The sequence below is a fragment of the Pseudomonas sp. genome (genome assembly GCF_002796985.1).
Taxonomy (GTDB): Bacteria; Pseudomonadota; Gammaproteobacteria; order Pseudomonadales; family Pseudomonadaceae; genus Pseudomonas.
Genome location: NZ_PEKX01000002.1, coordinates 380,113 through 402,165 on the forward strand (window position 1 = coordinate 380,113; position 22,053 = coordinate 402,165).

Genomic DNA, 22,053 nt, shown 5'->3' on the forward strand with positions numbered 1-22,053 from the left:
ATGACCGAAAGCCTCCCGCTGATTCTCGAAGACAACAAGGGCGAGCGCCGCGAGACCCACACCGCGCGCCTGGCCATCCGCCTGGAAGGCCGCGAGCTGTGGCTGGAGGCCGACGGCAAGGGCGGTCTGGTGATCTACGCCGACTCCGCTGAGGACGACGCCGAGATCCCGCTGCTGGTGGTGCGCCCGCAGGCCGTGAACCAGTTGGGCCTGAGCCTCGAGCTGGAAGCCGCCGAAGTCCACGAACATGGTCCAGACTGTGGATGTGACCACCACCACTGATCGCGGAGTCCGCGGCCGCTCCGGCTGCGGGGAATGATGGAGGCGTCCGCATGCTAGCTCTGGGCAAACTGCTCGAATTGACCCTCGCCGGCCGTGAGCCGACGGAAAAGATTCAGCTCACCGCGGACGGCACCCGTCTGCACTGGCTGGCTGAAGGCGCCCTTGAAATCACTCCGCCGGTGGCCCGCGACAATGGTCGCGATCTGCTGCTCTCGGCAGGCATCCATGGCAATGAGACTGCGCCCATCGAACTGCTCGACCGCCTGGTGCATAGCATCGCCCGTGGTGAGTTGAAGCCATCGGTGCGTGTGCTGTTCCTGCTCGGTAATCCCGAGGCCATGCGCCGGGGCGAGCGCTACCTGGAGCAGGACATCAACCGCCTGTTCTGCGGTCGCCACGAGGAGGGCAGCGGCAACGAGGCCCTGCGCGCGGCGGAGCTGGAGCGCCTGGCGGCCGCCTTCTTCGCCCGTGAAGGGCGACCCCGCCTGCACTACGACCTGCACACGGCCATCCGTGGCTCGAAGATCGAGCAGTTTGCGCTCTATCCCTGGGCTAGCGGCCGCGAGCACTCCCGCGAGGAACTGGCGCGCCTGCGCGGCGCCGGCATCGATGCGGTGCTGCTGCAAAGCAAGCCGGGCATCACCTTCAGTGCTTATACCTACAGCCACCTGGGCGCCGAGGCGTTCACTCTGGAGCTGGGCAAGGCCCGACCGTTCGGGCAGAACCAGGCGGTAAACCTGGATCGCCTGGAAACGATGCTGCAGGGCGTGATCAGCGGGCAGGAAACGGACGGCGCGCAGCTCGACGGCCTGCAGCTGTTCGCGGTCTCCCGCGAAGTGATCAAGCACAGCGACCACTTCCGCCTGCACCTGGACGATGCGGTGGACAACTTCACCGAACTGGACCACGGCTTCCTGCTCGCGGAGGACATCGGCGGCACCCGTTGGATCGTCGAAGAGCAGGGCGCGCGGATCATCTTCCCCAACCCGCGGGTGAAGAACGGTTTGCGCGCCGGCATACTGGTGGTTCCCACCGAACTCTGAGCGCTTTTTGCTCTTCGCAGGAGCGAGCTTGCTCGCGAACCGCCCGACGCTGCCGCCGGAAATGCGTTCGCGAGCAAGCTCGCTCCTGCAGTTGTTCCAACCCTTGTTCCGCCACTGGCGAGCGCTTAGCATCGGCCCTTTCCGCCTGATGCCCGAGGAGCCTTGCCATGTCCATCATCGACCTTCGCAGCGACACCGTGACCCTGCCCACCGCCGGTATGCGCGAGGCGATGGCGCGGGCCGAGCTGGGCGATGACGTCTACGGCGAAGACCCGACGGTGAATCGCCTGGAAGCGACCCTGGCCGAGCGCCTGGGATTCGCCGCCGCGCTGTTCGTGCCCACCGGCACCATGAGCAACCTGCTCGGCCTGATGGCCCACTGCGGTCGGGGCGACGAGTACATCGTCGGCCAGCAGGCGCACACCTATAAATATGAAGGCGGTGGCGCCGCGGTGCTGGGCTCCATCCAGCCGCAGCCCATCGATGGCGAAGCCGACGGCTCGCTGGACCTGGCCAAGGTCGAGGCGGCGATCAAGCAGGACGATTTTCACTTCGCCCGCACCCGCCTGCTGGCGCTGGAGAACACCATGCAGGGCAAGGTCCTGCCGCTGACCTACCTCGCCGCTGCGCGCGAGATGACCCGCCGTCGTGGCCTGGCGCTGCACCTGGACGGCGCGCGCCTGTACAACGCGGCGGTGAAGCTGGGCGTGGACGCCCGTGAGATCACCCGCCACTTCGACTCCGTTTCGGTGTGCCTGTCCAAGGGGCTCGGCGCGCCGGTGGGTTCGGTGCTCTGCGGCGATGCCGAGCTGATCGGCCGCGCGCGCCGTCTGCGCAAGATGGTCGGCGGCGGCATGCGCCAGGCCGGCGGCCTCGCGGCAGCTGCGCTGTATGCACTGGACCATCAGGTCGAGCGCCTGGCCCAGGACCATGCCAATGCCGAAGCGCTGGGCCGTAGCCTTGCCGAGTTGGGCTACAGCATCGAACCGGTGCAGACCAACATGGTGTATGTCGGCATTGGCGAGCAGGCCGGCGCCCTGGGCGAGCATCTGGCCAAGCGCGGCATTCGCGTCAGCCCGGCGGCGCGTTTGCGCCTGGTCACCCACCTTGATGTGAAAAGCGCTGATATTCCGCACATCGTCGAAGCTTTTGCCGCCTTTCGTCGTTCCTGACAGAAATTATTGCGCGATAGGGGTTAACTATCGCGCAAAGACACTACAACCTTGATGCGGGGCCGATATAATGCGGCCCTTTGCCGGCGATTCGTGGCCGCATTTTTCCGTGGAAGAACCTATGAAAAGCGCTGAAATCCGTGAAGCCTTCCTCCGCTTCTTCGAAGAGAAGGGGCACACCCGCGTAGCGTCCAGTTCGCTGATCCCCGCGAACGATCCGACCCTGCTGTTCACCAACGCAGGCATGAACCAGTTCAAGGACTGCTTCCTCGGTCTGGAAAAGCGCGCCTACACCCGCGCCACCACCAGCCAGAAGTGCGTGCGTGCCGGCGGCAAGCACAACGACCTGGAAAACGTCGGCTACACCGCGCGCCACCACACCTTCTTCGAAATGCTGGGCAACTTCAGCTTCGGCGACTACTTCAAGCGCGACGCCATCACCTACGCCTGGGAATTCCTCACCTCGGACAAGTGGCTGAACCTGCCCAAGGAAAAGCTCTGGGTCACCGTCTACGCCAGCGATGACGAGGCCTACGACATCTGGACCCAGGAAGTCGGCATTCCGGCCGAGCGCATGGTCCGCATCGGCGACAACAAGGGCGCTCCCTACGCTTCGGACAACTTCTGGGCGATGGGCGATACCGGCCCGTGCGGCCCGTGCACCGAGATCTTCTTCGACCACGGCGCCGACATCTGGGGCGGCCCGCCCGGCTCGCCGGAAGAAGACGGCGACCGCTACATCGAGATCTGGAACAACGTCTTCATGCAGTTCAACCGCACTGCGGACGGCGTGATGCACCCGCTGCCGGCGCCGAGCGTGGACACCGGCATGGGTCTTGAGCGCATCAGCGCCGTGCTGCAGCACGTCCACTCGAACTACGAGATCGACCTGTTCCAGAGCCTGCTGAAGGCTTCGGCCGACGCCATCGGGTGCGCCAACGACGACGCACCGTCGCTGAAAGTGGTCGCCGACCACATCCGTTCCTGCGGCTTCCTGATTGCCGACGGCGTGCTGCCGTCCAACGAAGGCCGCGGCTACGTGCTGCGCCGCATCATCCGTCGTGCCTGCCGCCACGGAAACAAGCTGGGCGCCAAGGGCACCTTCTTCCACAAGATCGTCTCCGCCCTGGTGGGCGAGATGGGCGAAGCCTTCGTCGAGCTCAAGCAGCAGCAGGCGCACATCGAGCGCGTGCTGAAGACCGAGGAAGAGCAGTTCGCCAAGACCCTGGAGCAGGGCCTGAAGATCCTCGAGCAGGACCTGTCAGAGCTCAAGGGCAGCGTCATCCCCGGCAACGTGGTGTTCAAGCTGTACGACACCTACGGCTTCCCGGTCGACCTGACCAACGATATCGCCCGCGAGCGCAGCCTGACCCTCGACGAGGAAGGCTTCGAGCGCGAGATGGAAGCCCAGCGTGAGCGTGCCCGCTCCGCCAGCGCCTTCGGCATGGACTACAACAGCCTGGTGAAAGTGGATGGCGACACCCGCTTCCTCGGTTACCAGGGTGTCTCCGGCGCCGGCCAGATCATCGCCCTGTTCAAGGACGGCAAGGCCGTCGAGCAGTTGGGCGAAGGCGAGGAGGGCGTGGTCGTCCTCGACCAGACTCCGTTCTACGCCGAGTCCGGCGGCCAGGTTGGCGACAGCGGCTACCTTGCCGGTGCCGGTGTGCGCTTCGACGTGCGCGACACCACCAAGGCTGGCGGCGCTCACCTGCACCACGGTGTGGTTGCCCAGGGCAGCCTGAGAGTCGGCGCCGCCGTGAAGGCCGAGGTCGCGCCTGGCGTGCGCCAGGCCACCGCACTGAACCACTCCGCTACCCACCTGCTGCATGCTGCACTGCGTCAGGTACTGGGCGATCACGTCCAGCAGAAGGGCTCGCTGGTCGATAGCCAGCGCCTGCGCTTCGACTTCAGCCACTTCGAGGCGATCAAGCCCGAACAGCTGAAGCAGCTGGAAGACATCGTCAACAGCGAAATCCGCAAGAACTCCGAGGTCGAGACCGAAGAGACTGATATTGAATCCGCCAAGAACAAGGGCGCCATGGCGCTGTTCGGCGAGAAGTACGGTGATCAGGTGCGCGTGCTGAGCATGGGCGGCAAGTTCTCCGTCGAGCTGTGCGGCGGTACTCACGTGTCCCGTACCGGCGACATCGGTCTGTTCAAGATCACCAGCGAAGGCGGTGTGGCTTCCGGCGTGCGCCGTATCGAAGCGGTCACCGGTAGCGCTGCGCTGGCCTACCTCAATGGCGCCGAAGAGCAGCTCAAGGAAGCGGCCGGCCTGGTCAAGGGCAGCCGTGACAACCTGCTGGACAAGCTCTCCGGCCTGATCGAACGCAACCGTCAGTTGGAAAAGGAGCTGGAACAGCTCAAGGCCAAGGCTGCCAGCGCAGCCGGCGATGACATGGCGGGCTCCGCCGTGGAAGTCGGCGGGGTGAAAGTGCTGTCTTCCCGCCTCGACGGTCTGGACGGCAAGGCGCTGCTGGCGCTGGTCGACCAACTGAAGAACAAGCTGGGCAGCGGCGTGATCCTGCTGGGCGGCGTGTTCGAAGAGAAGGTCGTGCTGGTTGCCGGCGTGACCCAGGACCTGAGCGCCAAGCTGAAAGCGGGCGATCTGATGAAGCAGGCTGCTGCGGCCGTGGGCGGGAAGGGCGGTGGTCGCCCGGACATGGCCCAGGGCGGTGGCGTCGATGCCGGCAAGCTGGACGAAGCTCTGGCGCTGGCAGTCAAGTTTGTCGAGCAGGGCCTCTAAAGGCCCTGAAATACGGGGCCCGCAGCGCGTCCGGCGGGCCTTGGCAGCATGCGGTGATGCATGTTTAATGGGCGCCCTTCAGGAATCAGGCGGCTTTTGAAATGGCTTTGATCGTACAGAAGTTTGGAGGGACCTCCGTCGGCACCGTCGAGAGAATCGAGCAGGTAGCCGAGAAGGTGAAGAAATTCCGTGAAGCGGGCGATGACATCGTCGTGGTGGTGTCCGCCATGAGCGGCGAGACCAACCGCCTGATTGGTCTGGCGAAACAGATCATGGATCAGCCGGTTCCGCGCGAGCTGGATGTGATGGTCTCCACCGGCGAGCAGGTGACCATTGCCCTGCTGAGCATGGCGCTGATGAAGCGTGGCGTGCCAGCGGTATCCTATACCGGCAACCAGGTTCGTATCCTGACTGACAGCTCGCACAACAAGGCGCGTATCCTGAGCATCGACGACGTTAACATCCGCGCAGATCTGAAAGCCGGTCGCGTCGTTGTGGTCGCAGGCTTCCAGGGCGTCGATGAGCACGGCAACATCACCACCCTGGGCCGTGGTGGCTCCGATACCACCGGCGTGGCCCTGGCGGCGGCACTGAAGGCCGACGAGTGCCAGATCTACACCGACGTCGATGGCGTCTACACCACCGATCCGCGCGTCGTGCCGCAGGCGCGCCGCCTGGACAAGATCACCTTCGAAGAGATGCTGGAAATGGCCAGCCTCGGCTCCAAGGTGCTGCAGATCCGTTCGGTGGAATTCGCCGGCAAGTACAACGTCCCGCTGCGCGTGCTGCACAGCTTCCAGGAGGGTCCGGGCACCCTCATTACCCTTGATGAAGAGGAATCCATGGAACAGCCGATCATCTCCGGCATCGCCTTCAACCGCGACGAAGCCAAGCTGACCATCCGTGGCGTACCGGATACCCCCGGCGTTGCTTTCAAGATTCTCGGCCCGATCAGTGCCGCCAATGTAGAAGTTGACATGATCGTGCAGAACGTCGCGCACGATAACACCACCGACTTCACCTTCACCGTGCACCGCAACGACTACCAGGCCGCCCTGGAAATCCTCAAGCAGACCGCTGTCGCCATCGGCGCGCGCGAAGCCACTGGCGACACCAACATTGCCAAGGTTTCCATCGTCGGTGTCGGCATGCGTTCCCACGCCGGTGTCGCCAGCCGTATGTTCGAAGCCCTGGCCAAGGAAACCATCAACATTCAGATGATCTCCACTTCGGAAATCAAGGTGTCGGTGGTCATCGAAGAGAAGTACCTCGAGTTGGCGGTCCGTGCTCTGCACACCGCTTTTGAACTCGATGCCCCCGCCCGACAGGGCGAGTAAGGCGAGTTATACCGAAAGGCGCGGCGACCCCGCGCCTTTTGTCGTTTTTGACCGTCTGACAGGAACTTTCATTCCGGCAGGACTGGTCAATACTTAGGTGAAGGATTCGTGCCCTTGAACTATGCGAATCTGCCACCATTTCTTTATTTGCAGACTGCTTATCCCGTAACACGTAAGGAGAAAGGAATGCTGATTCTGACTCGCCGGGTCGGAGAGACCCTGATGGTCGGTGACGACGTCACCGTGACTGTGCTGGGCGTAAAAGGTAATCAGGTGCGTATCGGTGTGAATGCTCCGAAGGAAGTTGCCGTGCACCGTGAGGAAATCTACCAGCGCATCCAGAAAGAGAAAGACCAAGAACCAAACCATTAATTTTTCTAAAATTTTTCTTTGCAAACGGGGAAAACCTGGATATCATGCGCCCCGTGTTGCGGAGAGGTGGCCGAGTGGCCGAAGGCGCTCCCCTGCTAAGGGAGTACATCTCAAAAGGGTGTCGGGGGTTCGAATCCCCCCCTCTCCGCCATTGCATCTCCTGGTGTGATGGGTTGTCCGGTTACGTAAGTGACTGAAAAGATTGAAAAATCTTGTTGACAGGTCAGAAGAATCGCACTAGAATTTGCGCCCTCATCAGCGCACTCATAGCTCAGCTGGATAGAGTACTCGGCTACGAACCGAGCGGTCGGAGGTTCGAATCCTCCTGAGTGCGCCATACATGAGGCAACGCGAGAGCGGGGCTTCAGTGGCGAAAGGCTAAAAAGCCTTAAGCTGCAACCAGTTGGTAAATCTGGTTAAACTTTGCCAACGACGCACTCATAGCTCAGCTGGATAGAGTACTCGGCTACGAACCGAGCGGTCGGAGGTTCGAATCCTCCTGAGTGCGCCATATACCGAAAGGGCCTGCAGCAATGCAGGCCCTTTTTCTTTGCGCTTGAAAAAAGTTGTACAGGGATAAACACAATCAGCGTTTTGCCTTGCCTATCACACAACCGTCCTCGTCGAAGTTCACCGTGCGCGCGCCGTGCTTCTTGTCTGCTTCATAGTGATAGCGCAACGTCTCGTTGTTCTGGCTGATTCTGTCCGGTCTTCCTAGTGCGCTCTCCACATCGTTGCGGGTCATTCCGGTACGCACTCTGCCTTCAATGATCGCCTTGCGTCGTGCGCTACCGGTAACGCGATTGCCACAGCCGTTCTGCTGCTCGCCAACGACGACGAAGGCCTGGCCCTCAGCGCTCTCTTCATTGCGCTTTCCTCGTGCTCCGAGTGGCTTCGGCGATGCTGATTCCTTCACGGTGGCCAGTGGCACCGGCACTCCGCTGCCCGGTGTTGAGTTGCTCGCCTCCTGTATTTCCTGCTGCCGCTCCGTGGGGCAGCCATACTGACTGAACAGCACGCTGCCATCGGCTGCGGTGCAGCGGAACACCGTGGCCGCTTCGCTGGTGGGTACCCATAACGTCAGGAGTGAATAGAGCAGGGCAGGAAGGCGCATGGTTCGCTCCGTGATGGTGGGCCTGCCTGCAGCGTAGGAGTGGAGTTTGTCAGTCGGGGCCGGGTGTCCTGTGGGAGCTTTCGGGCGTCGAACCAAGCGGTGATTCAGCAGTGAACTTTCGCCCGCAAGCGATTGTTCTGGCCGCCATTTTGTAACGCCTAATACACCCCGGAGTGTTATCATTTCCCGCATCTGCCCTCGATGGGCGCATGGGACACCACCATGGACTTACCCAGTAGTTACTCAGAACCCCGATTGCGTACACACGACCTGATGTATTGATCCCCTCTGGCCCGTTCTGCCACTGGGGGTGGAGCGTGCTATGACCGAAGTAGAAGCCAAGAAGCCGCAGGAAAGCCTGCAGGACCGCCTCAACCAGGTGGTCGACCTGCTGCACAAGCACAAGCTGGTGGAAGACCTGACGCACCGTCAGGAAGGCCAGCATCATGATCGCGTCGAGAACCTGGTCCATCGCCAGAACCTTGCGGAACTCCAACGCAAGCTGGATGAACTGCACCCGGCCGACATTGCCCACATCCTCGAATCGCTGCCGCTGGATGACCGCCTGACGGTCTGGCAATTGGTCAAGGCCGAGCGCGACGGCGACATCCTCCTCGAAGTCTCGGACTCCGTGCGGGAAACCCTGATCGCCGACATGGACGATCATGAGATCCTCGCGGCAGCTCGCGAGATGGATGCCGACGAACTCGCGGATCTCGCCCCGGAACTGCCGCGCGACGTCGTCCACGAACTGATGGAAACCCTCGACGGACAACAGCGCGAGCGTGTGCGCTCGGCTCTGTCCTACGAGGAAGACCAGGTCGGCGCCCTGATGGACTTCGAGATGGTCACCATCCGCGATGACGTCAGCCTGGAAGTAGTGCTGCGCTACCTGCGTCGCCTGAAGGATCTGCCGGGCCATACCGACAAGCTCTTCGTGGTCGACTACGACGGTGTGCTCAAGGGCGTGCTGCCGATCAAGCGCCTGCTGGTGAACGACCCGGACAAGGACGTGGCGGAAGTCATGGCCACCGATCCGGTGACCTTCAGCCCCGACGAGGACGGCTACGACGCCGCCCAGGCGTTCGAGCGTTACGACCTGATTTCCGCCCCTGTGGTGGACAAGAACGGCAAGCTGATCGGCCGTCTGACCATCGACGAGATGGTCGACCTGATCCGTGAGGAAAGCGAAAGCGAAGTGCTGAACATGGCCGGTCTGCGCGAGGAGGAAGATATCTTCGCCTCGGTATGGCGGTCGGTGCGCAACCGCTGGGCTTGGCTGGCGACCAACCTGGTCACGGCCTTTATTGCCTCGCGGGTGATCGGCCTGTTCGAGGGCTCCATCGAGAAGCTGGTGGCGCTGGCTGCGCTGATGCCTATCGTGGCCGGCATCGGCGGCAATTCCGGCAATCAGACCATCACCATGATCGTCCGCGCCATGGCCCTGGACCAGATCCAGTCCAGCAGCGCCAACCGCCTGCTGCGCAAGGAGCTGGGCGTGGCGTTGGTGAATGGCCTGGTGTGGGGTGGGGTGATCGGCCTGGTGGCCTTCTACCTGTACGGCAACTGGGAACTGGGTGCGGTGATGACCGGCGCGATGACGCTGAACCTGCTGCTCGCCGCGATGATGGGGGTCTTGATCCCCATGACGTTGCTGCGCCTGGGGCGTGACCCGGCCATGGGCTCCAGCGTGATGATCACCGCCATGACCGACAGTGGTGGCTTCTTCATCTTCCTCGGGCTGGCCACGTTGTTCCTGATGTAAATCCAGCTCCACTGAGAAAGCCAGGCAATTGCCTGGCTTTTTTATTGGTTCGAACTGCTGATCAGGAAGGCAGGAAAACGCAGGCATGAAAAAGCCGGCTCAAGGCCGGCTGTTTCGGATGTCGCGAACGAGTCAGGCGTCGTTCTGTGCCATCTCGGCATCGTGCGCGATCAGCGCGATCAGGGCGTTCTGCTGGCGGTGGGTCAGCTGGCGGAAGCGCTGCAGCAGTTCGCGTTCGTGCAGGCTGAGCTCCGGGCTGTCCAGGCGAATGCCCAGGTTGTCCTGCAGAGCGCCTTCCTGAAGCAGGCTCTGCTCGAGACGCGCAATGATCTCGGAGTTCATGCTGCGGTGGTGGCTGCGGGCGACTTCGGCGATCCGCTCACGCATGCCTTCGGGCAGACGTACGACGAATTTGTCAGCAGTGCGGCTGGAGTAGGAGGGGGTTGCCTGTTTCAATGGGCGCATACTTTAAACCTGTAAGTCAGGGAGGCCGATGCCATGGGTCAGCGTTCGTTCAGGCCCTTTGACAGCGATTTCCAATGGCCGTTCAGCGCGTCGTCAAAGCTTTTGAAAATTCATCCAATAACTTGACGTCAAACCTTCGGCATATTGTGTCTTGGGTGAAGGCTAAATGCCAGCACCAATCGTCCGAAATGAGACCGTCTAGGCAGACCTTCTTGGGATGGGACGTTCTCGAAATGGAGAAAGTTGCTTCGGAAAGAAAAGCTGGCGATGTGCCCGTTCCCGTCAGCGTAGTCGATATGTGCTGGGCGCCTGCCTGCCGTTGAGCTCCCTGATAAGGGCACTTCGTCGCGGATGTCCATGATGGCACGGTATCTGGCAGCGAGGCAGGGGAGGCGGGGTATAAAGAGTCTCGACCTTAGGTTTCACTGATATCACACAAGGTGCGGAGTATTATCCGCCCCGCGGATCAGAATTGAAGTAGCGCCGAGCCGCCGGCGCACCGAGAGTCTTATGACCCCAGGCAGACTGATTTTCCTGATGGGCCCGTCGGGCTCCGGCAAGGACAGCGTATTGCAGGCTGCCAGCGCCCCCCTGGCGGCGCTGGATTGCCGGATCGTCCGGCGCGTCATCACCCGTTCCGCCGAGGCGCGAGGGGAGGCGGCGCATTCGGTGAGCGTCGAAGAGTTCAGCCGCCTGGAACTTTCCGGTGCCTTTGCCATGAGCTGGCGCGCCAATGGCCTGCACTACGGGATTCCCCGCGAAATCGATGATTGGCTCGCTGCAGGCCACGATGTGCTGGTCAACGGCTCGCGCAAGTACCTGCCCGAGGCTCGTCGTCGTTATCCACAGTTGATTGCAGTCTTGCTGAAGGTCCGGCCCGAAGTGCTGCGCCAGCGCTTGCTCAAGCGCGGACGCGAGACGCTGACGGAGATCGAGGAGCGCCTGGCGCGCAACGCGCACTTTGCCGACGGCCTGCCCGGGCCACTGGTGGAGCTGGACAACTCGGTGGCGCTGGATGTCACGGTCGGCCATCTACTGGAGCTGCTCGCCCCGCCGGACGCGCAGGCCAGCTGAGGTCAGTCCAGTGTCAGCGACAGGCTGACACCGTGGGGTGCGAAGCCCATGGCCGCATAGAAGCGGTGCGCCATTTCCCGGTCCTGGTGACTGGAGAGCGCCAGCTTGTAGCATTTCCAGTCTCTGGCCCATTCCACCGCCCGGCCGATCAGTGCCTGGCCGATGCCTTGGCCACGAGCTCGGCTGTCGACCACCATGTCCTCGAGGATCGCCGAGCGAGCGAAGCCGTGGGCGATGTGCTCAATCAGGTGCAGGGTGCAGGTGCCCAGCAGATCGCTGTTGCGCTCGGCGATCAGGGTTACCCGTGATGGCTGCTGGTTGCCCAGCGCCAGGGCAAGCAAGGCGGTATCCGGCAGCGGATCTCGGGCTCCCAATTGTTGCAGCAGTGGGGCGAGGGCCGCCGCATCCTCGGGCGTGGCGATGCGCACGTCGAAGGTGGCGAAAGGGGAGTCAGGCAGGGCAGTGTCGTCCAAGGTCATGGTCTTTCTCCGGTTGGCGGCAAAATTATGGACCGGGCGGGTGGCAGCGGCATGACAAATCGCCCATCGGTGGTTAACATGCCGACCCGATTGTCCCGGTAGCTCAATTGGATAGAGCGTCCCCCTCCTAAGGGGAAGGTTGGTGGTTCGAGCCCACTCCGGGACACCAGCACGCCAAGGCCCGCATTTGCGGGCCTTTTTCGTTTCTGGCTGGCGTCAAGGTGAATAGCTCATGCGGTTGCGGCCGTTGTGCTTGGCGTCGTAGAGCGCCTGGTCGGCCTTGATCAGGGCCTGGCTCAGGGTGCCGTCGGCGGTGAGATGGGCGAGGCCCAGGCTGATGGTAACGCTTGGGGTTCCGGGCAGCGCGGCAGTGACGCGGCGCAATTGTTCGACGCGCGACTGTGCGTCCTCCACGCTGATGCCCCACAGGTACAGGCCGAACTCCTCGCCGCCCAGGCGGGCGAATTCGAAGTCCTGCATCTGCTCCTTGATGGCGCGCGCGACGCGGGTCAGCACTTCATCGCCGACGTCATGCCCATAGGTGTCGTTGACCCGCTTGAAATGGTCGATGTCGATCATCGCCAGGTAGCGTTGCTCGCCATCACCCCCCAGGCGCTGGCCGACGCGAGTCATGAAGGAGCGGCGGTTGGGGATGCCGGTGAGCACGTCGAGGTAGGCCTGGTCTAGCAGCAGGCGGGCCATGGCGTAGTTGTACAGCTTGGCCTTGCTCAGGTGATTGAAGATGTAGATCGACAGGGCGCTGATGAACAGCGGGTAGCAGACCAACATGCTGCGCCGCGCGTCGAAGGCCGGCACGTCGCCCAGCAGTGGGTTGAGGAAGATCCACGTCACCACCAGCACCGAATAGAAGCCCGCGTTGTTCAGTGGCATCGCGGTGGCGCTGTAGAGCACCGTTGCGGCGGCGATCACCAGCCAGGTCTGGCGCACGGCTTCGGGAATGCCATCGATCACCAGGCGCGCGCCGAGGCTGAAGGTGATGACGAAGGCCAGGTTGAGCCAGTAGAACAGCACCGCCTTGCGCACGAAGACCGTGGCCGCAGTAATGAGGAAGAACACGCCGAGGAAGATCACCGAGACATAGGTGAAGCCCTGGCCGGCCTGGAAGCTGACGATAAGGTCGAAGAGCAGCCACATGGCAATGCTGACGGCGTAGACCAGCAGACAGAATCGGTGGAGTCGTTCGAAATCGTGCTGGAGGAATTCGGCCCTGATCCCGGCCGGAACGCTTTGCTGGAGTACTTCGGACTCAATGGTCTTGAACATGAACCGACCTGTGCGACGGTGGGATCGCGCGCGAAGATCCGAACCTGAAGCTCCCGGTGCAAGCGGGCGTGGCGCTTCAAGAAGGGGATGTTTAGGGCGTTGTAGAGGCGCTGGAATGCGCGCGCTGGTTATCCAGCAATACCTTGCCCCAGGGCCGGTAGCGCACTTCGAACACGGCACTGGCGTGGCAGCCGACGGACGTGCTGGAAGGCGCGGAAGGTTCTGCATGGAAGGGCTGGCCGGCGGCACTGGTCTGGCGGAAGGCTTCGCGGACGATGCCGACCGAACAGGGCAGCGCGGCAGCGTAGGCGTCACGCACCCGCTCGGGCAGCGCGTCGGTGCCGGCGCCATCCTGCCACCAGACCTGCACGCCCAGCCCGGCGATCTGGCCCAGCCAGTCGCCGTACACCTGCGGCGCCAGCTTGCCGCCGGAGAAGGCGCTCAGTTGCAGTGGCGCTTTCAACTGGCCGGCGAAGTCCTTGAGCTGGCGTTGCAGGGCCTGGCGACGCTCGACCGCCTGGAAGTGCCAGTCATCCAGCTCCAGCGGCAGGTACCAGGCGGCGACCGGCAGCTTCCACTGATCGCTGACTTGCCGCCGCTGCACCAGCGAGCGGCCGAGCTGGTGGCGCCAGTAAGCCTCCAGGCCGGGAGTGTCCAGCTCGCTCTGGCGCTGGTAGTAGGCCGGGTCCATGTACAGGCCGAGCACCAGTTGCAGGCCGTTGTCATGGGCGCTTTTCAGCGAACGCGCGAGCCAGCCGTTGGCGCCACCGAAGTCGGAGTCGCCGTAGGCGGTCCATTGCACGATCAGGGTCTTCGCGCCCTGGGTCGCGCTGGCGCGCCAGATCTGTTGCCATTGCGCATCGCTCAGCGAAGCGTCGACGTTCAACGGTTGGTAGAACAGGCGGTCATCGGCGTGCGCCGCAGTCGCGCAGAGGAGCAGGGCGAGGACGAACATCAGGCGGCGCATCAGAAGTTCACCTCGAGTCCCACCAGCCAGCCGTTGGCCTGTTCATAGAGATTGCCCGCCATGCCCAGTTGGTACTCGGTGCGCACGGTGACGTGGGCGCGGTAGGCGTTGTAGCGGTCCTCGCCGTACCAGTACTGCCAGCGCAGGCCGACGCCGCTGCGCAGGTCCTGGCGCCAGTCGTTGCTCGGGTCCTGCGCGGAGAACTCGGCAAAGCCGTACGGCATGATCGTCTGCGGCGAGTCCACCGGCAGTTTCCAGGTGTGGCCCTGCTGGTAGCGCGAGACCCACTGGTGATCGCCGGCGTGGGTCCACCAGGCGAAGTCGGTGTAGAGGGAGCGCTCGTCCCAGTCACTCTCGTCCACGCGCCAGTCGTTGCGGTACTCGCCCTGGTCGAGGAACGAAGCGGTGGCGCGCAGCAGGAAGTCGGTGGAGGTCTGGCCGTATTTGTCGCGCTGGCGGATGTAGCGCTCGAACTTTTCTGGCGTGCCGATCTCGTGCCAGCGCAGGCCTTCGAAGGCGTCGTCGGGGTCGCCGTCGTCCTTCACCTGATTCTGCTTGTACAGCTCGCTGTAGAGGTTGAGGTTGTAGTCACCGAAGGGCTTGTAGCGCAGGCCGAAGCCGGCGGCGAGGGTTTGGGTGTACTCCTTGCGGCCTTCGTTGCCGGCGATCGCCCGGCCATACACCGAGAGGGTGCTGCCGTTGCGGGTCGGCTCCTCGCCCAGCGCGTGGTCCCAGATGAAGGTCTGCAGGTTCTGAGACTGGGCGCGGCGGCGGTTGCCGGTCTGCCTGTCGCCATTGAGGATCGGCACCGTGGTGACGCCGGCCGGCGACCAGGTGCTGGCGAGGGTCAGGTTGTCGCGCTGGGACAGCACCTGATGCGCGCGGCGCTGGCGGAAGCGGCGGGCTTCGAGGCTGCCGTACTCGTCGTCGGCGGCGACCGGGTCTTGCTCAAGGTCGATCACCCGGCGCAGCTCGCGGCGGGCAGCAAAGCTGTCCTGGGTTTCGTCATAACGCCAGGCCAGGGTTTCGCCCAGGTGGATGTCCTCGGGGTAATCGCGGGTGGCGCGCTCCAGATACGGGATGGCGGTGCGGCGCTCTTCCGGCGTATCCGTGCCGGCCAGATGCATGCCGTATTCGGCGCGCAAGCGTGGGTTGTCCGGTTCGCGGCGAACCGCTTCGGCCAGCCAGAGTTTGCTCTGCTGTTTATCACCGGCCTTCTGCGCGCTGCCGGCGGCGTTGTAGAAGTGCTGGCCGTTGGGTTGGTGTTGTAGCGCCTGGCGCTGCCGGGAAAGCGCTTCGGGATAATCGCCTCGGGCATCGGCGATGTTGGCGCCCAGCGCCCAGTCGTCCGCGCTGTCTTTTTGCACCGGCTGCCAGTAGCGCTCGGCGGTGGCGTTGTCATTGGTGAGCAGCGCGGCGCGGCTGGCGGTGAGGCGGGCGTTGTCATTGAGTTCGCTGGCCGGCAGGTTGTTGAAGATTCGCAGTGCGCCGGCCGGGTCGCCGGCGGCCTCCAGTGCATAGGCCAGCGGCAGTTGGCTCTGCTTGTCGCCGTGGGCGATGGCGGCCTGGTAGTAGACCACCGCTTCGCCGGGGCGCGCGGGCATGGCGCAGCGGCCGAGGGCGCGTAGTTCGCCGGGGGTGTTGGAGTCCGGGCTCAGGTAGCGTTGCAGGGCGTCGCAGCGCCCGGCTTCGGCCAGGCGGCCGAGCAGATAACCGCGCGAGAGCGGGTCGGCCTTGGGCAGCAGGGCTTCGATACGGGCGACGTCCAGCGGCGTGTCGCTGCGCGCATGGATGCCGGCGAGGCGTTGCAGCAGAGCGGGCGGCAGGTTGCCGCCGCGCCGGTCGTAAGCGCTCTCCAGCAGTTGCTTGGCGCGCTCTGTGCGTCCGGCGTTGAGGGCGAGGTAGCTGGCCTGGTCCAGCGCCTTGAGGTCGCCGGTCTGGCGGTAGCGCTGCTCCCACAGCGCCGCCGCTTCGCCGGTGCGGCCATGGGCCTGCAGCAGCTCCGCGCGTTGGCGCACGGTGTCGGGCGTTTGCGGTTGGCGCGACAGCCAGGCCAGCGCCAGGTCGGTGCGCCCCTGGCGTCGCCAGGCGTCTACCAATTGGTCGCGCCGGGCGCTGTCCCAGGGTTCGGGCAGGCGAGTGTTTTCCAGCAGGTCGGTGGCCCCCAGGCGCTGGGCCAGCACCAGCCAGGTCTTCGGGTCGTCTCCGGGCTTGCACTGCTGCAGCTTCGCCAGTGCCGCCGCCTGGTCGTGGCGTGACAGCCATTCGGCGGTTTCCAGGCAGGGGCGGTTCTGCTCGTTGCTGAGTTTTGTCACCAGCGGCGCGTCGGCGCTAGCGCGGGCGACTTCGAGTAATTGCGCCTGGCGCGTTGGATCGCGGCGGTCCTGCTCCGGCAGGGTGAGCAGCCAGCGCTTGGCGACTTCGGTCTGCTCGACGGCGATAGCGCGATCGATGATCGCCAGCCGGGCCTGGCGTGCCGCGTTGGCGTCCGGCGCCTGCTGGATCAACTGCTCCAGTGGTTTCTCCTCCAGGCGCTGGGCGTAAGCATTGGCCAGGCGCCGCCAGTCGGCGGCGGAGAGCTGGTGGGCGGCGGCCAGCGGGGCGAGTTGGGCGATGGTGGTGTCCCAGTCGCGCAATTGTTCGGCCCAGTTGGCGCGGGCTTCGCGCAGCACGCGGTCGTCGTTGCGCGGCGGCAGGGTGCCGAGCCAGTCCAGCGCCTTGGCGGCGCCCTGGGTCTGACCGAGCTTGAGGCTGTAAGCCCGCCACAGTCGTACGCGCTCGTTGGCATTGCTGGTATGGGCCAGCCACAGGTTGACCTGTGCTTCCGGCGGTGGGCCGCTCTCGATCATGTCCAGACGCAGGTTGGTGAGCGCCTTGGCGCCCGCTTCGGTGCCGGTCAGGGCCTGGGCTTCCTGCTCGGCGTCGGCGAAGCGTTTCTGCTTGGCCAGTGACTGGATCAACAGGGCACGAGCTTCGGTGTTGTTCGGCACGCGGGTAAGCAGGTGGCGCATCAGGCGTTCGACTTCCGCCCAGTTGTTCTTCTTCGCTTCCTTGTAGCCCTTGTCGAGGTAGGGGAAGCTGCGGAAGCGCTGGAACTCCGTGAGCTGGTCATCGGCGGCCTGCGCCAATGGGGCGGCGATGCTCGCCAGGATCAGGCCGTAAAGCAGGGGTTGTTGCGGTTTCACACGGCCTCCCGGGCAATGCGATAGGCCTCGTGCTGTTCGCTGGCCTGTTCCTTGAGGGCTTCCTCGAGTATCTGCCGGGTGATGATGCCGCGCTTGATCAGGTGCTCGCCGAGGGAGTCCTGCTCCGGGTCGAAGTCGATCAGGGCCTGGTTGAACAGGCTCGGCGGGACCATCCCGCGGACCTGCAGCAGGGTGCCGAACAGCACCAGGTGGCTGCAGATTCGCTCCATCAGGGCCTCATCGCCCTGATGCTGTTGCAGCACATCGAGAATGGTTCGGGTCTCCTCATTCGGGTGCCGGCCGCCATACCAGTGGCGCAGGCCGATGGTCACCCGTCCCTGGGGCGCCAGGCGGCCGCGCACCGGGCGCTTGAGGTGGCGGCTGATGGCGCCGAGGGAGACCTGGCTGATCTGCTGCTCGCTGGCCAGGACCAGGGTGTTGCCCTCGATGGCCACCGGCAGTACCGCATAGCGCAGCGCCAGCTTGCGCGGCAGGGCTTCGATCAGCTTCTCGTCGAGGGTGAAGGGGTTGAGCGGCGCCCATTCCTCGCCCAGCTCCTCGGCCAGGGTGGCGACCAGTTGGGTGCTGGTGATCAGCTCGCGCAGCAATAGCTCGCGGCCCAGGCGGCGACGGACCGGGCAGGTCAACGCCGATTGCAGCTGCTCCTCGGTGATCAGGCCCTGCGCGACCAGGCGCTGGCCCAGCGGTGTGCGCTGCGGGCCGGCAAGGGCGGGGAACTCGTGGGTGGTCTTGTCCCAGGCCACCCGGCGCGAGTCGCCCATCTCCATCACCTGCTTGAGCGCGCGCAGGTTCGCGAAGAAGTTGACGAAGTTGCTCCACATCATCCGCGGCGCCGACAGTAGCCCCTCGAAGATGCCGTAGAAACGGGTGACGAACCAGAAGCGCTGGAACAGCCGGTTGAACAGCATCAGGCCATTGAGGGACAGCAGTACCACCAGCAATTGGCTGCCTTCGAGGATCGACGGGAAGCGCCACGCGTTGGGTGACAGGCTGCTGATCAGCCACATCGTGATCAGCACCAGGAACAGCAGGTTGACCAGGAAACTCAGCAGGTAGGCGATCAGCCCCCGGCGGTCGCGCCAGAGGAAGTAGTTGAGCATGGTCTTGCTGCTCCAGCCCAGGTTGCGCGTGCCCTGGAAGACGATCCCGGTGATCCACCGGGACTTCTGCCGGATGGCGTGGTGCCAGGTGCGCGGGAAGTGTTCGCGCACGCAGATGACCTGGGAGAAGCGCCGGTCCATACCCGGTACCCACTCACTCTTCAGCGCCAACTGCGGGTCGGTGATGGAGTAGCGGGCGAAGATGCACTTCATGCCTTTCTGCTTGAGGCGGAAGCCGATGTCGTAGTCCTCGGTAAGGCTCTGCACATCGAAGGCGATGCCATCGCCGTCTTCCAGCAGCGCGGCGATGGCGCGGCGGCTGAAGCAGGTGCCGACCCCGGCGCTGGGCACCTGGCCGGTCAGCGCTTCGCGCACCGGCACGTCCTTGCCGTGGTTCTCGGCGAACTCGTCGACATAGTGGCCGGCGGTGAAACCAGTCCACTCCGGGGCGTAGGGGTAGACCGGAATCTGGATCAGGTCCTTGGCCGGCAGCAGATAGTTGAACAGGCGTAGCTCCAGCGGCGAGATGACGTCTTCGGCGTCGTGCAGGATGAAGCCGGCGAACTCGATCCGCGCGTCGGCCTCGAAGCGCAGGATGGCGTCGATGATGTTGTTCAGGCAGTCGGCCTTGCTGGTCGGGCCGGGGCGCGCGCAGACCACCTTGTGCACGTTGGGGTAGTGCAGGCACACCGCGTCCACGTCCGCCTGGGTCTGCGGGTCGTTGGGGTAGGTGCCGACGAAGATCTGGTAGTTCTCGTAGTCCAGGGTGGAGGCCGCCAGGCGCGCCATCTCGCCCACCACGCCGACCTCGTTCCAGGCCGGCACCATGATCGCCAGTGGCTTCTCCGGGGCGGCGAAGAGGCGTTCCTCGTCGGCCCGGTCGAAGCGGTTGTAGATACGGAAGCGGCGTACCAGCACGCGGCCCCAGTAGACCAGGTCGATGAACAGGTCATCCAGGCCGAGCAGAAACATCAGTGCGGCGAGGATGATTGCCAGGTACTTCAGGGCATAGAGAACGTAAGTGAGGATATCGACCAGTTCGAGGCTCATTCGAACTCGCTTGGCTTGCGCGATTCACCGAACCAGGACAGCAGCCGGGCGACGATCTTCTCGCTGGCGTGGCCATCGCCGTAGGGGCTGAACACTCGGCTCATCTGTTCGTAGACCTCGTCGTCGCGCAGCAGATGGCTGGCTTCGCTGACGATGCGCGCGGTGTTGGTGCCTACCAGCACCACGGTGCCGCCCTCCAGCACAGCGGGGCGCTCGGTGACGCGGCGCAGTACCAGCAGCGGCTTGCCCAGCGCCGGGGCTTCCTCCTGGATGCCGCCCGAGTCGGTGAGGATGAGGTAGGCGCGGTCCATCAGCCAGACGAAGTGCTGGTAGTCCTGCGGGGCGATCAGGTGGATGTTGGGCTTGTCCGAGAGCAGGCCGTAGACGGCGTTCTGCACCTGCGGGTTGAGGTGCACCGGGTAGACGAAGTCCACCTCGGGGAAGCGCTGGGCCAGTTCTGCCAGGGCCTGGCAGATGCGCTCGAAGCCCTTGCCGAAGTTTTCCCGGCGGTGCCCGGTGATCAGCACCAGGCGGCGGTCGCCGGTGAACTGGGCCAGGGGCGAGTCGGCGGCGGGCTGCCAATCCGTCTCATGCAAGTGCTCGCGCATCCACAGCAGGGCGTCGATCACCGTGTTGCCGGTGACTTCGATCTGGTCGATGTTCACCCCTTCGCGCAGCAGGTTGTCGCGCGAGGCCTTGGTCGGCGGGAAGTGCAGGTCGGCGATCACCGCGGTGAGGCGGCGGTTGGCTTCCTCCGGCCACGGCTGATGGATGTTGCCCGTGCGCAAACCGGCCTCGACGTGGCCCACCGGGATTTGCCGGTGGAAGGCGGTGAGGGCGGCGATGAAACTGGTGGTGGTATCACCGTGGACCAGCACGATATCCGGGCGGTGGCGGTCGTAGCTGTCGTCCAGTTTGCCCATCATCTGCAGGGACAGGCTGTTCAGCGTCTGGCCCTGGGTCATGACGTCGAGGTCTTCGTCCACCTCCAGTTCGAAGGCGTTCAGCACTTGCTGTAGCATCTCGCGATGCTGGCCGGTGGAGCAGATACGCAGCTCGATTTCCGGGGTACGGCGAAGGACGCGGGCGAGGGGAGCCATCTTGATGGCTTCCGGGCGAGTTCCGAAAACCATGGTGACTTTGTACTTCATCAATTGCTCCTTGGGCGCACCCTTGTGAGGCCGCCTTCGGTTTTGCGTGTGGGATTTTTTCAAAGGGAATGAAAGTCGCTCAACTCCGGGCTGTCCAGCGACAACGGGTGTTGCCAGTGATACAGGTCAGGTCTATTGACCTTTTTGGGTGTTTTGTCGCCTGGCTGCAGGCCGCGTCACCAATGGGCTGGCGCCGGTTTGCCGGCAGCGCCGAGAAAAACTGTTGATGAATTTTACGAAAAGGCGGATCGGCCGATGCTGAGCGCGGAATTGAAGGCGTTCTACCGGGTGGCCAGGCTGGGCAGCATCACCCAGGCGGCGAAGAAGCTCGGCCTCAGCCAGCCGACGGTGACCACGCAGATCCGCCACCTGGAAAGCCAGTACGCGGTGGAGCTGTTCTATCGCGGCGGCCGCCGCCTGACCCTGAGCGACGAAGGCGCGCGCCTGCTGCCGATGGTCGAGGCGCTGCTGCAGCAGGAAGCCGACATCGAGTTCTACCTGCGCAACTGCGGGCAGATGCAGGGTGCCCTGCGTATTGGCGCCACCTCTCCTTATTACGTGCTCGGGCTGATCAAGAGCTTCCGCGAACGCTTCCCGCAGATCGAGGTGTCGGTGGAGATCGGCAACTCCCAGCAGGTGCTCGAATCGCTGATCGAATGCCGGGTCGACCTGGCGGCTTCGTCGCAGCAGGTGGACGACGCGCGCCTGACCCGCGTGGTGCTGGGCAGCGACCCGCTGGTGCTGGCGGTGCACCGCAGCCATCCGCTGGCGACGCTGCAGTCGGTAAGCCTGGGCGACTTGCGCAACCATTGCCTGTTGATGCGCGAGGCGGGTTCCACCACTCGCCAACTGACCGAGGCGATGTTGCAGCAGGCGGGGGTGACGCCGGCCTCGATGCTGGAGATCGGCAGCCGCGAATCGATCCGCGAGGCGGTGATCCGCAACCTGGGCGTGAGCATCATCGCTCGCCAGGAAGTGCCGGATAACCCGCAGTTGTGCGTGCTGGAAATCAAGGGCGCGAGCCGGATCGACGAGTACCTGTATTGCCTGAAGGATCGGCGCCAGGCGCGCTTGCCGAGTGCTTTCCTGGCGGTGGCGCAGGGGTAGAGAACGCTCTCTGTAGGAGCGAGCTTGCTCGCGAACAACCTGGCACAGCTACCTACCTGTAGGAGCGGACCTTGCCCGCGATCGGAGTTCCCATCCCCACCGAAATCACGGCGAAGCACGACCGTAGGATGGCGTGGAGCGAAGCGATACCCATCAATTCCCGTGCGCCGTCAGCATGGGTATCGCTGCGCTCCACGCCATCCTACTAAGTGTTCGCCGGATAGGACGGCAGGGTGCGGTTCGCGAGCAAGCTCGCTCCTACGGATGTCTGCCGAGACGCCATCACTTCCCAAATTTTTTCGCCCCCCATACCCAAATCTGCCTATGGATCTATCGGCG

17 protein-coding genes and 4 tRNA genes are annotated in these 22,053 nt (G+C 64.0%); 13 read left to right on the forward strand and 8 right to left on the reverse strand.

The window, feature by feature from the left end:
- The 9 genes from CTR55_RS02135 (at window position 1) to CTR55_RS02175 (ending at window position 7,463) form a co-directional block, all read left to right on the forward strand.
- Window positions 1-282, forward strand: a complete 282-nt coding sequence (locus CTR55_RS02135) for a GTPase (RefSeq protein WP_296283893.1) — start codon at window positions 1-3, stop codon at window positions 280-282.
- Window positions 283-332: 50 nt separating this feature from the next.
- Entirely contained in the window at window positions 333-1,325 is a 993-nt protein-coding gene (astE, locus tag CTR55_RS02140) for a succinylglutamate desuccinylase (protein ID WP_296283894.1), read from the forward strand.
- 167 nt (window positions 1,326-1,492) lie between these two features.
- Complete coding sequence (gene ltaE / locus CTR55_RS02145) at window positions 1,493-2,497, forward strand: low-specificity L-threonine aldolase (RefSeq protein ID WP_296283895.1); 1,005 nt, start codon at window positions 1,493-1,495, stop codon at window positions 2,495-2,497.
- Between the two features lie 121 nt (window positions 2,498-2,618).
- Window positions 2,619-5,243 (forward strand): alanine--tRNA ligase, encoded by a 2,625-nt coding sequence (gene alaS, locus CTR55_RS02150; RefSeq protein WP_296283896.1) that lies wholly within the window; start codon window positions 2,619-2,621, stop codon window positions 5,241-5,243.
- A 101-nt stretch (window positions 5,244-5,344) separates the two neighbouring features.
- Window positions 5,345-6,580 carry an aspartate kinase gene (locus tag CTR55_RS02155; RefSeq protein ID WP_296283897.1) on the forward strand — a complete coding sequence of 412 codons (1,236 nt, stop codon included), beginning with the start codon at window positions 5,345-5,347 and terminating at the stop codon, window positions 6,578-6,580.
- Between the two features lie 186 nt (window positions 6,581-6,766).
- On the forward strand, window positions 6,767-6,952 hold the full coding sequence (csrA, locus tag CTR55_RS02160; RefSeq protein ID WP_003085981.1) for a carbon storage regulator CsrA: 186 nt from the start codon (window positions 6,767-6,769) through the stop codon (window positions 6,950-6,952).
- Between the two features lie 60 nt (window positions 6,953-7,012).
- A tRNA-Ser gene (locus CTR55_RS02165) sits at window positions 7,013-7,103 on the forward strand.
- A gap of 109 nt (window positions 7,104-7,212) precedes the next feature.
- Window positions 7,213-7,289: transfer RNA gene (locus tag CTR55_RS02170), tRNA-Arg, on the forward strand.
- Window positions 7,290-7,386: 97 nt separating this feature from the next.
- Window positions 7,387-7,463 (forward strand) — tRNA-Arg (locus tag CTR55_RS02175).
- A 75-nt stretch (window positions 7,464-7,538) separates the two neighbouring features.
- On the opposite strand, the gene CTR55_RS02180 is transcribed toward CTR55_RS02175, so the two are convergent.
- Window positions 7,539-8,066, reverse strand: a complete 528-nt coding sequence (locus CTR55_RS02180; RefSeq protein WP_296283898.1) for a DUF4124 domain-containing protein — start codon at window positions 8,064-8,066, stop codon at window positions 7,539-7,541.
- A gap of 322 nt (window positions 8,067-8,388) precedes the next feature.
- On the opposite strand from CTR55_RS02180, the gene mgtE reads away from it, so the two are divergent.
- Window positions 8,389-9,831: a magnesium transporter gene (mgtE, locus tag CTR55_RS02185; protein ID WP_296283899.1), complete on the forward strand. Its 1,443-nt coding sequence runs from the start codon at window positions 8,389-8,391 to the stop codon at window positions 9,829-9,831.
- A gap of 132 nt (window positions 9,832-9,963) precedes the next feature.
- On the opposite strand, the gene amrZ is transcribed toward mgtE, so the two are convergent.
- Window positions 9,964-10,296 carry a transcriptional regulator AmrZ gene (amrZ, locus tag CTR55_RS02190; protein ID WP_296283900.1) on the reverse strand — a complete coding sequence of 111 codons (333 nt, stop codon included), beginning with the start codon at window positions 10,294-10,296 and terminating at the stop codon, window positions 9,964-9,966.
- A 510-nt stretch (window positions 10,297-10,806) separates the two neighbouring features.
- Here amrZ and phnN point away from each other — a divergent pair.
- Window positions 10,807-11,370 (forward strand): phosphonate metabolism protein/1,5-bisphosphokinase (PRPP-forming) PhnN, encoded by a 564-nt coding sequence (gene phnN / locus CTR55_RS02195; protein ID WP_296283901.1) that lies wholly within the window; start codon window positions 10,807-10,809, stop codon window positions 11,368-11,370.
- Window positions 11,371-11,372: 2 nt separating this feature from the next.
- Here the strand turns inward: phnN and CTR55_RS02200 are convergent, their stop codons facing one another.
- Window positions 11,373-11,849, reverse strand: a complete 477-nt coding sequence (locus CTR55_RS02200; protein WP_296283902.1) for a GNAT family N-acetyltransferase — start codon at window positions 11,847-11,849, stop codon at window positions 11,373-11,375.
- A 92-nt stretch (window positions 11,850-11,941) separates the two neighbouring features.
- Between CTR55_RS02200 and CTR55_RS02205 the strand changes: the two genes are divergently transcribed.
- A tRNA-Arg gene (locus tag CTR55_RS02205) sits at window positions 11,942-12,018 on the forward strand.
- A 47-nt stretch (window positions 12,019-12,065) separates the two neighbouring features.
- Here the strand turns inward: CTR55_RS02205 and CTR55_RS02210 are convergent.
- The 5 genes from CTR55_RS02210 to wecB form a co-directional block, all read right to left on the reverse strand.
- Entirely contained in the window at window positions 12,066-13,133 is a 1,068-nt protein-coding gene (locus CTR55_RS02210) for a GGDEF domain-containing protein (protein ID WP_296283903.1), read from the reverse strand.
- Window positions 13,134-13,224: 91 nt separating this feature from the next.
- Window positions 13,225-14,100: a DUF4434 family protein gene (locus CTR55_RS02215; RefSeq protein ID WP_296283904.1), complete on the reverse strand. Its 876-nt coding sequence runs from the start codon at window positions 14,098-14,100 to the stop codon at window positions 13,225-13,227.
- Complete coding sequence (locus tag CTR55_RS02220) at window positions 14,100-17,285, reverse strand: phage receptor (protein WP_296283905.1); 3,186 nt, start codon at window positions 17,283-17,285, stop codon at window positions 14,100-14,102. The genes CTR55_RS02215 and CTR55_RS02220 overlap by 1 nt, the downstream gene beginning before the upstream one ends.
- The gene (nrfB, locus tag CTR55_RS02225) at window positions 17,282-19,456 is read right to left on the reverse strand and encodes a cyclic di-3',5'-guanylate-activated glycosyltransferase NrfB (protein WP_296283906.1); all 2,175 of its coding nucleotides are present in this window, start codon (window positions 19,454-19,456) and stop codon (window positions 17,282-17,284) included. The genes CTR55_RS02220 and nrfB overlap by 4 nt, the downstream gene beginning before the upstream one ends.
- Window positions 19,453-20,607 (reverse strand): UDP-N-acetylglucosamine 2-epimerase (non-hydrolyzing), encoded by a 1,155-nt coding sequence (wecB, locus tag CTR55_RS02230; protein WP_296283907.1) that lies wholly within the window; start codon window positions 20,605-20,607, stop codon window positions 19,453-19,455. Before wecB ends, nrfB begins: the two co-directional genes overlap by 4 nt.
- A 255-nt stretch (window positions 20,608-20,862) precedes the next feature.
- On the opposite strand from wecB, the gene CTR55_RS02235 reads away from it, so the two are divergent.
- Complete coding sequence (locus CTR55_RS02235) at window positions 20,863-21,714, forward strand: LysR family transcriptional regulator (RefSeq protein WP_296283908.1); 852 nt, start codon at window positions 20,863-20,865, stop codon at window positions 21,712-21,714.
- Window positions 21,715-22,053: the final 339 nt, after the last annotated feature.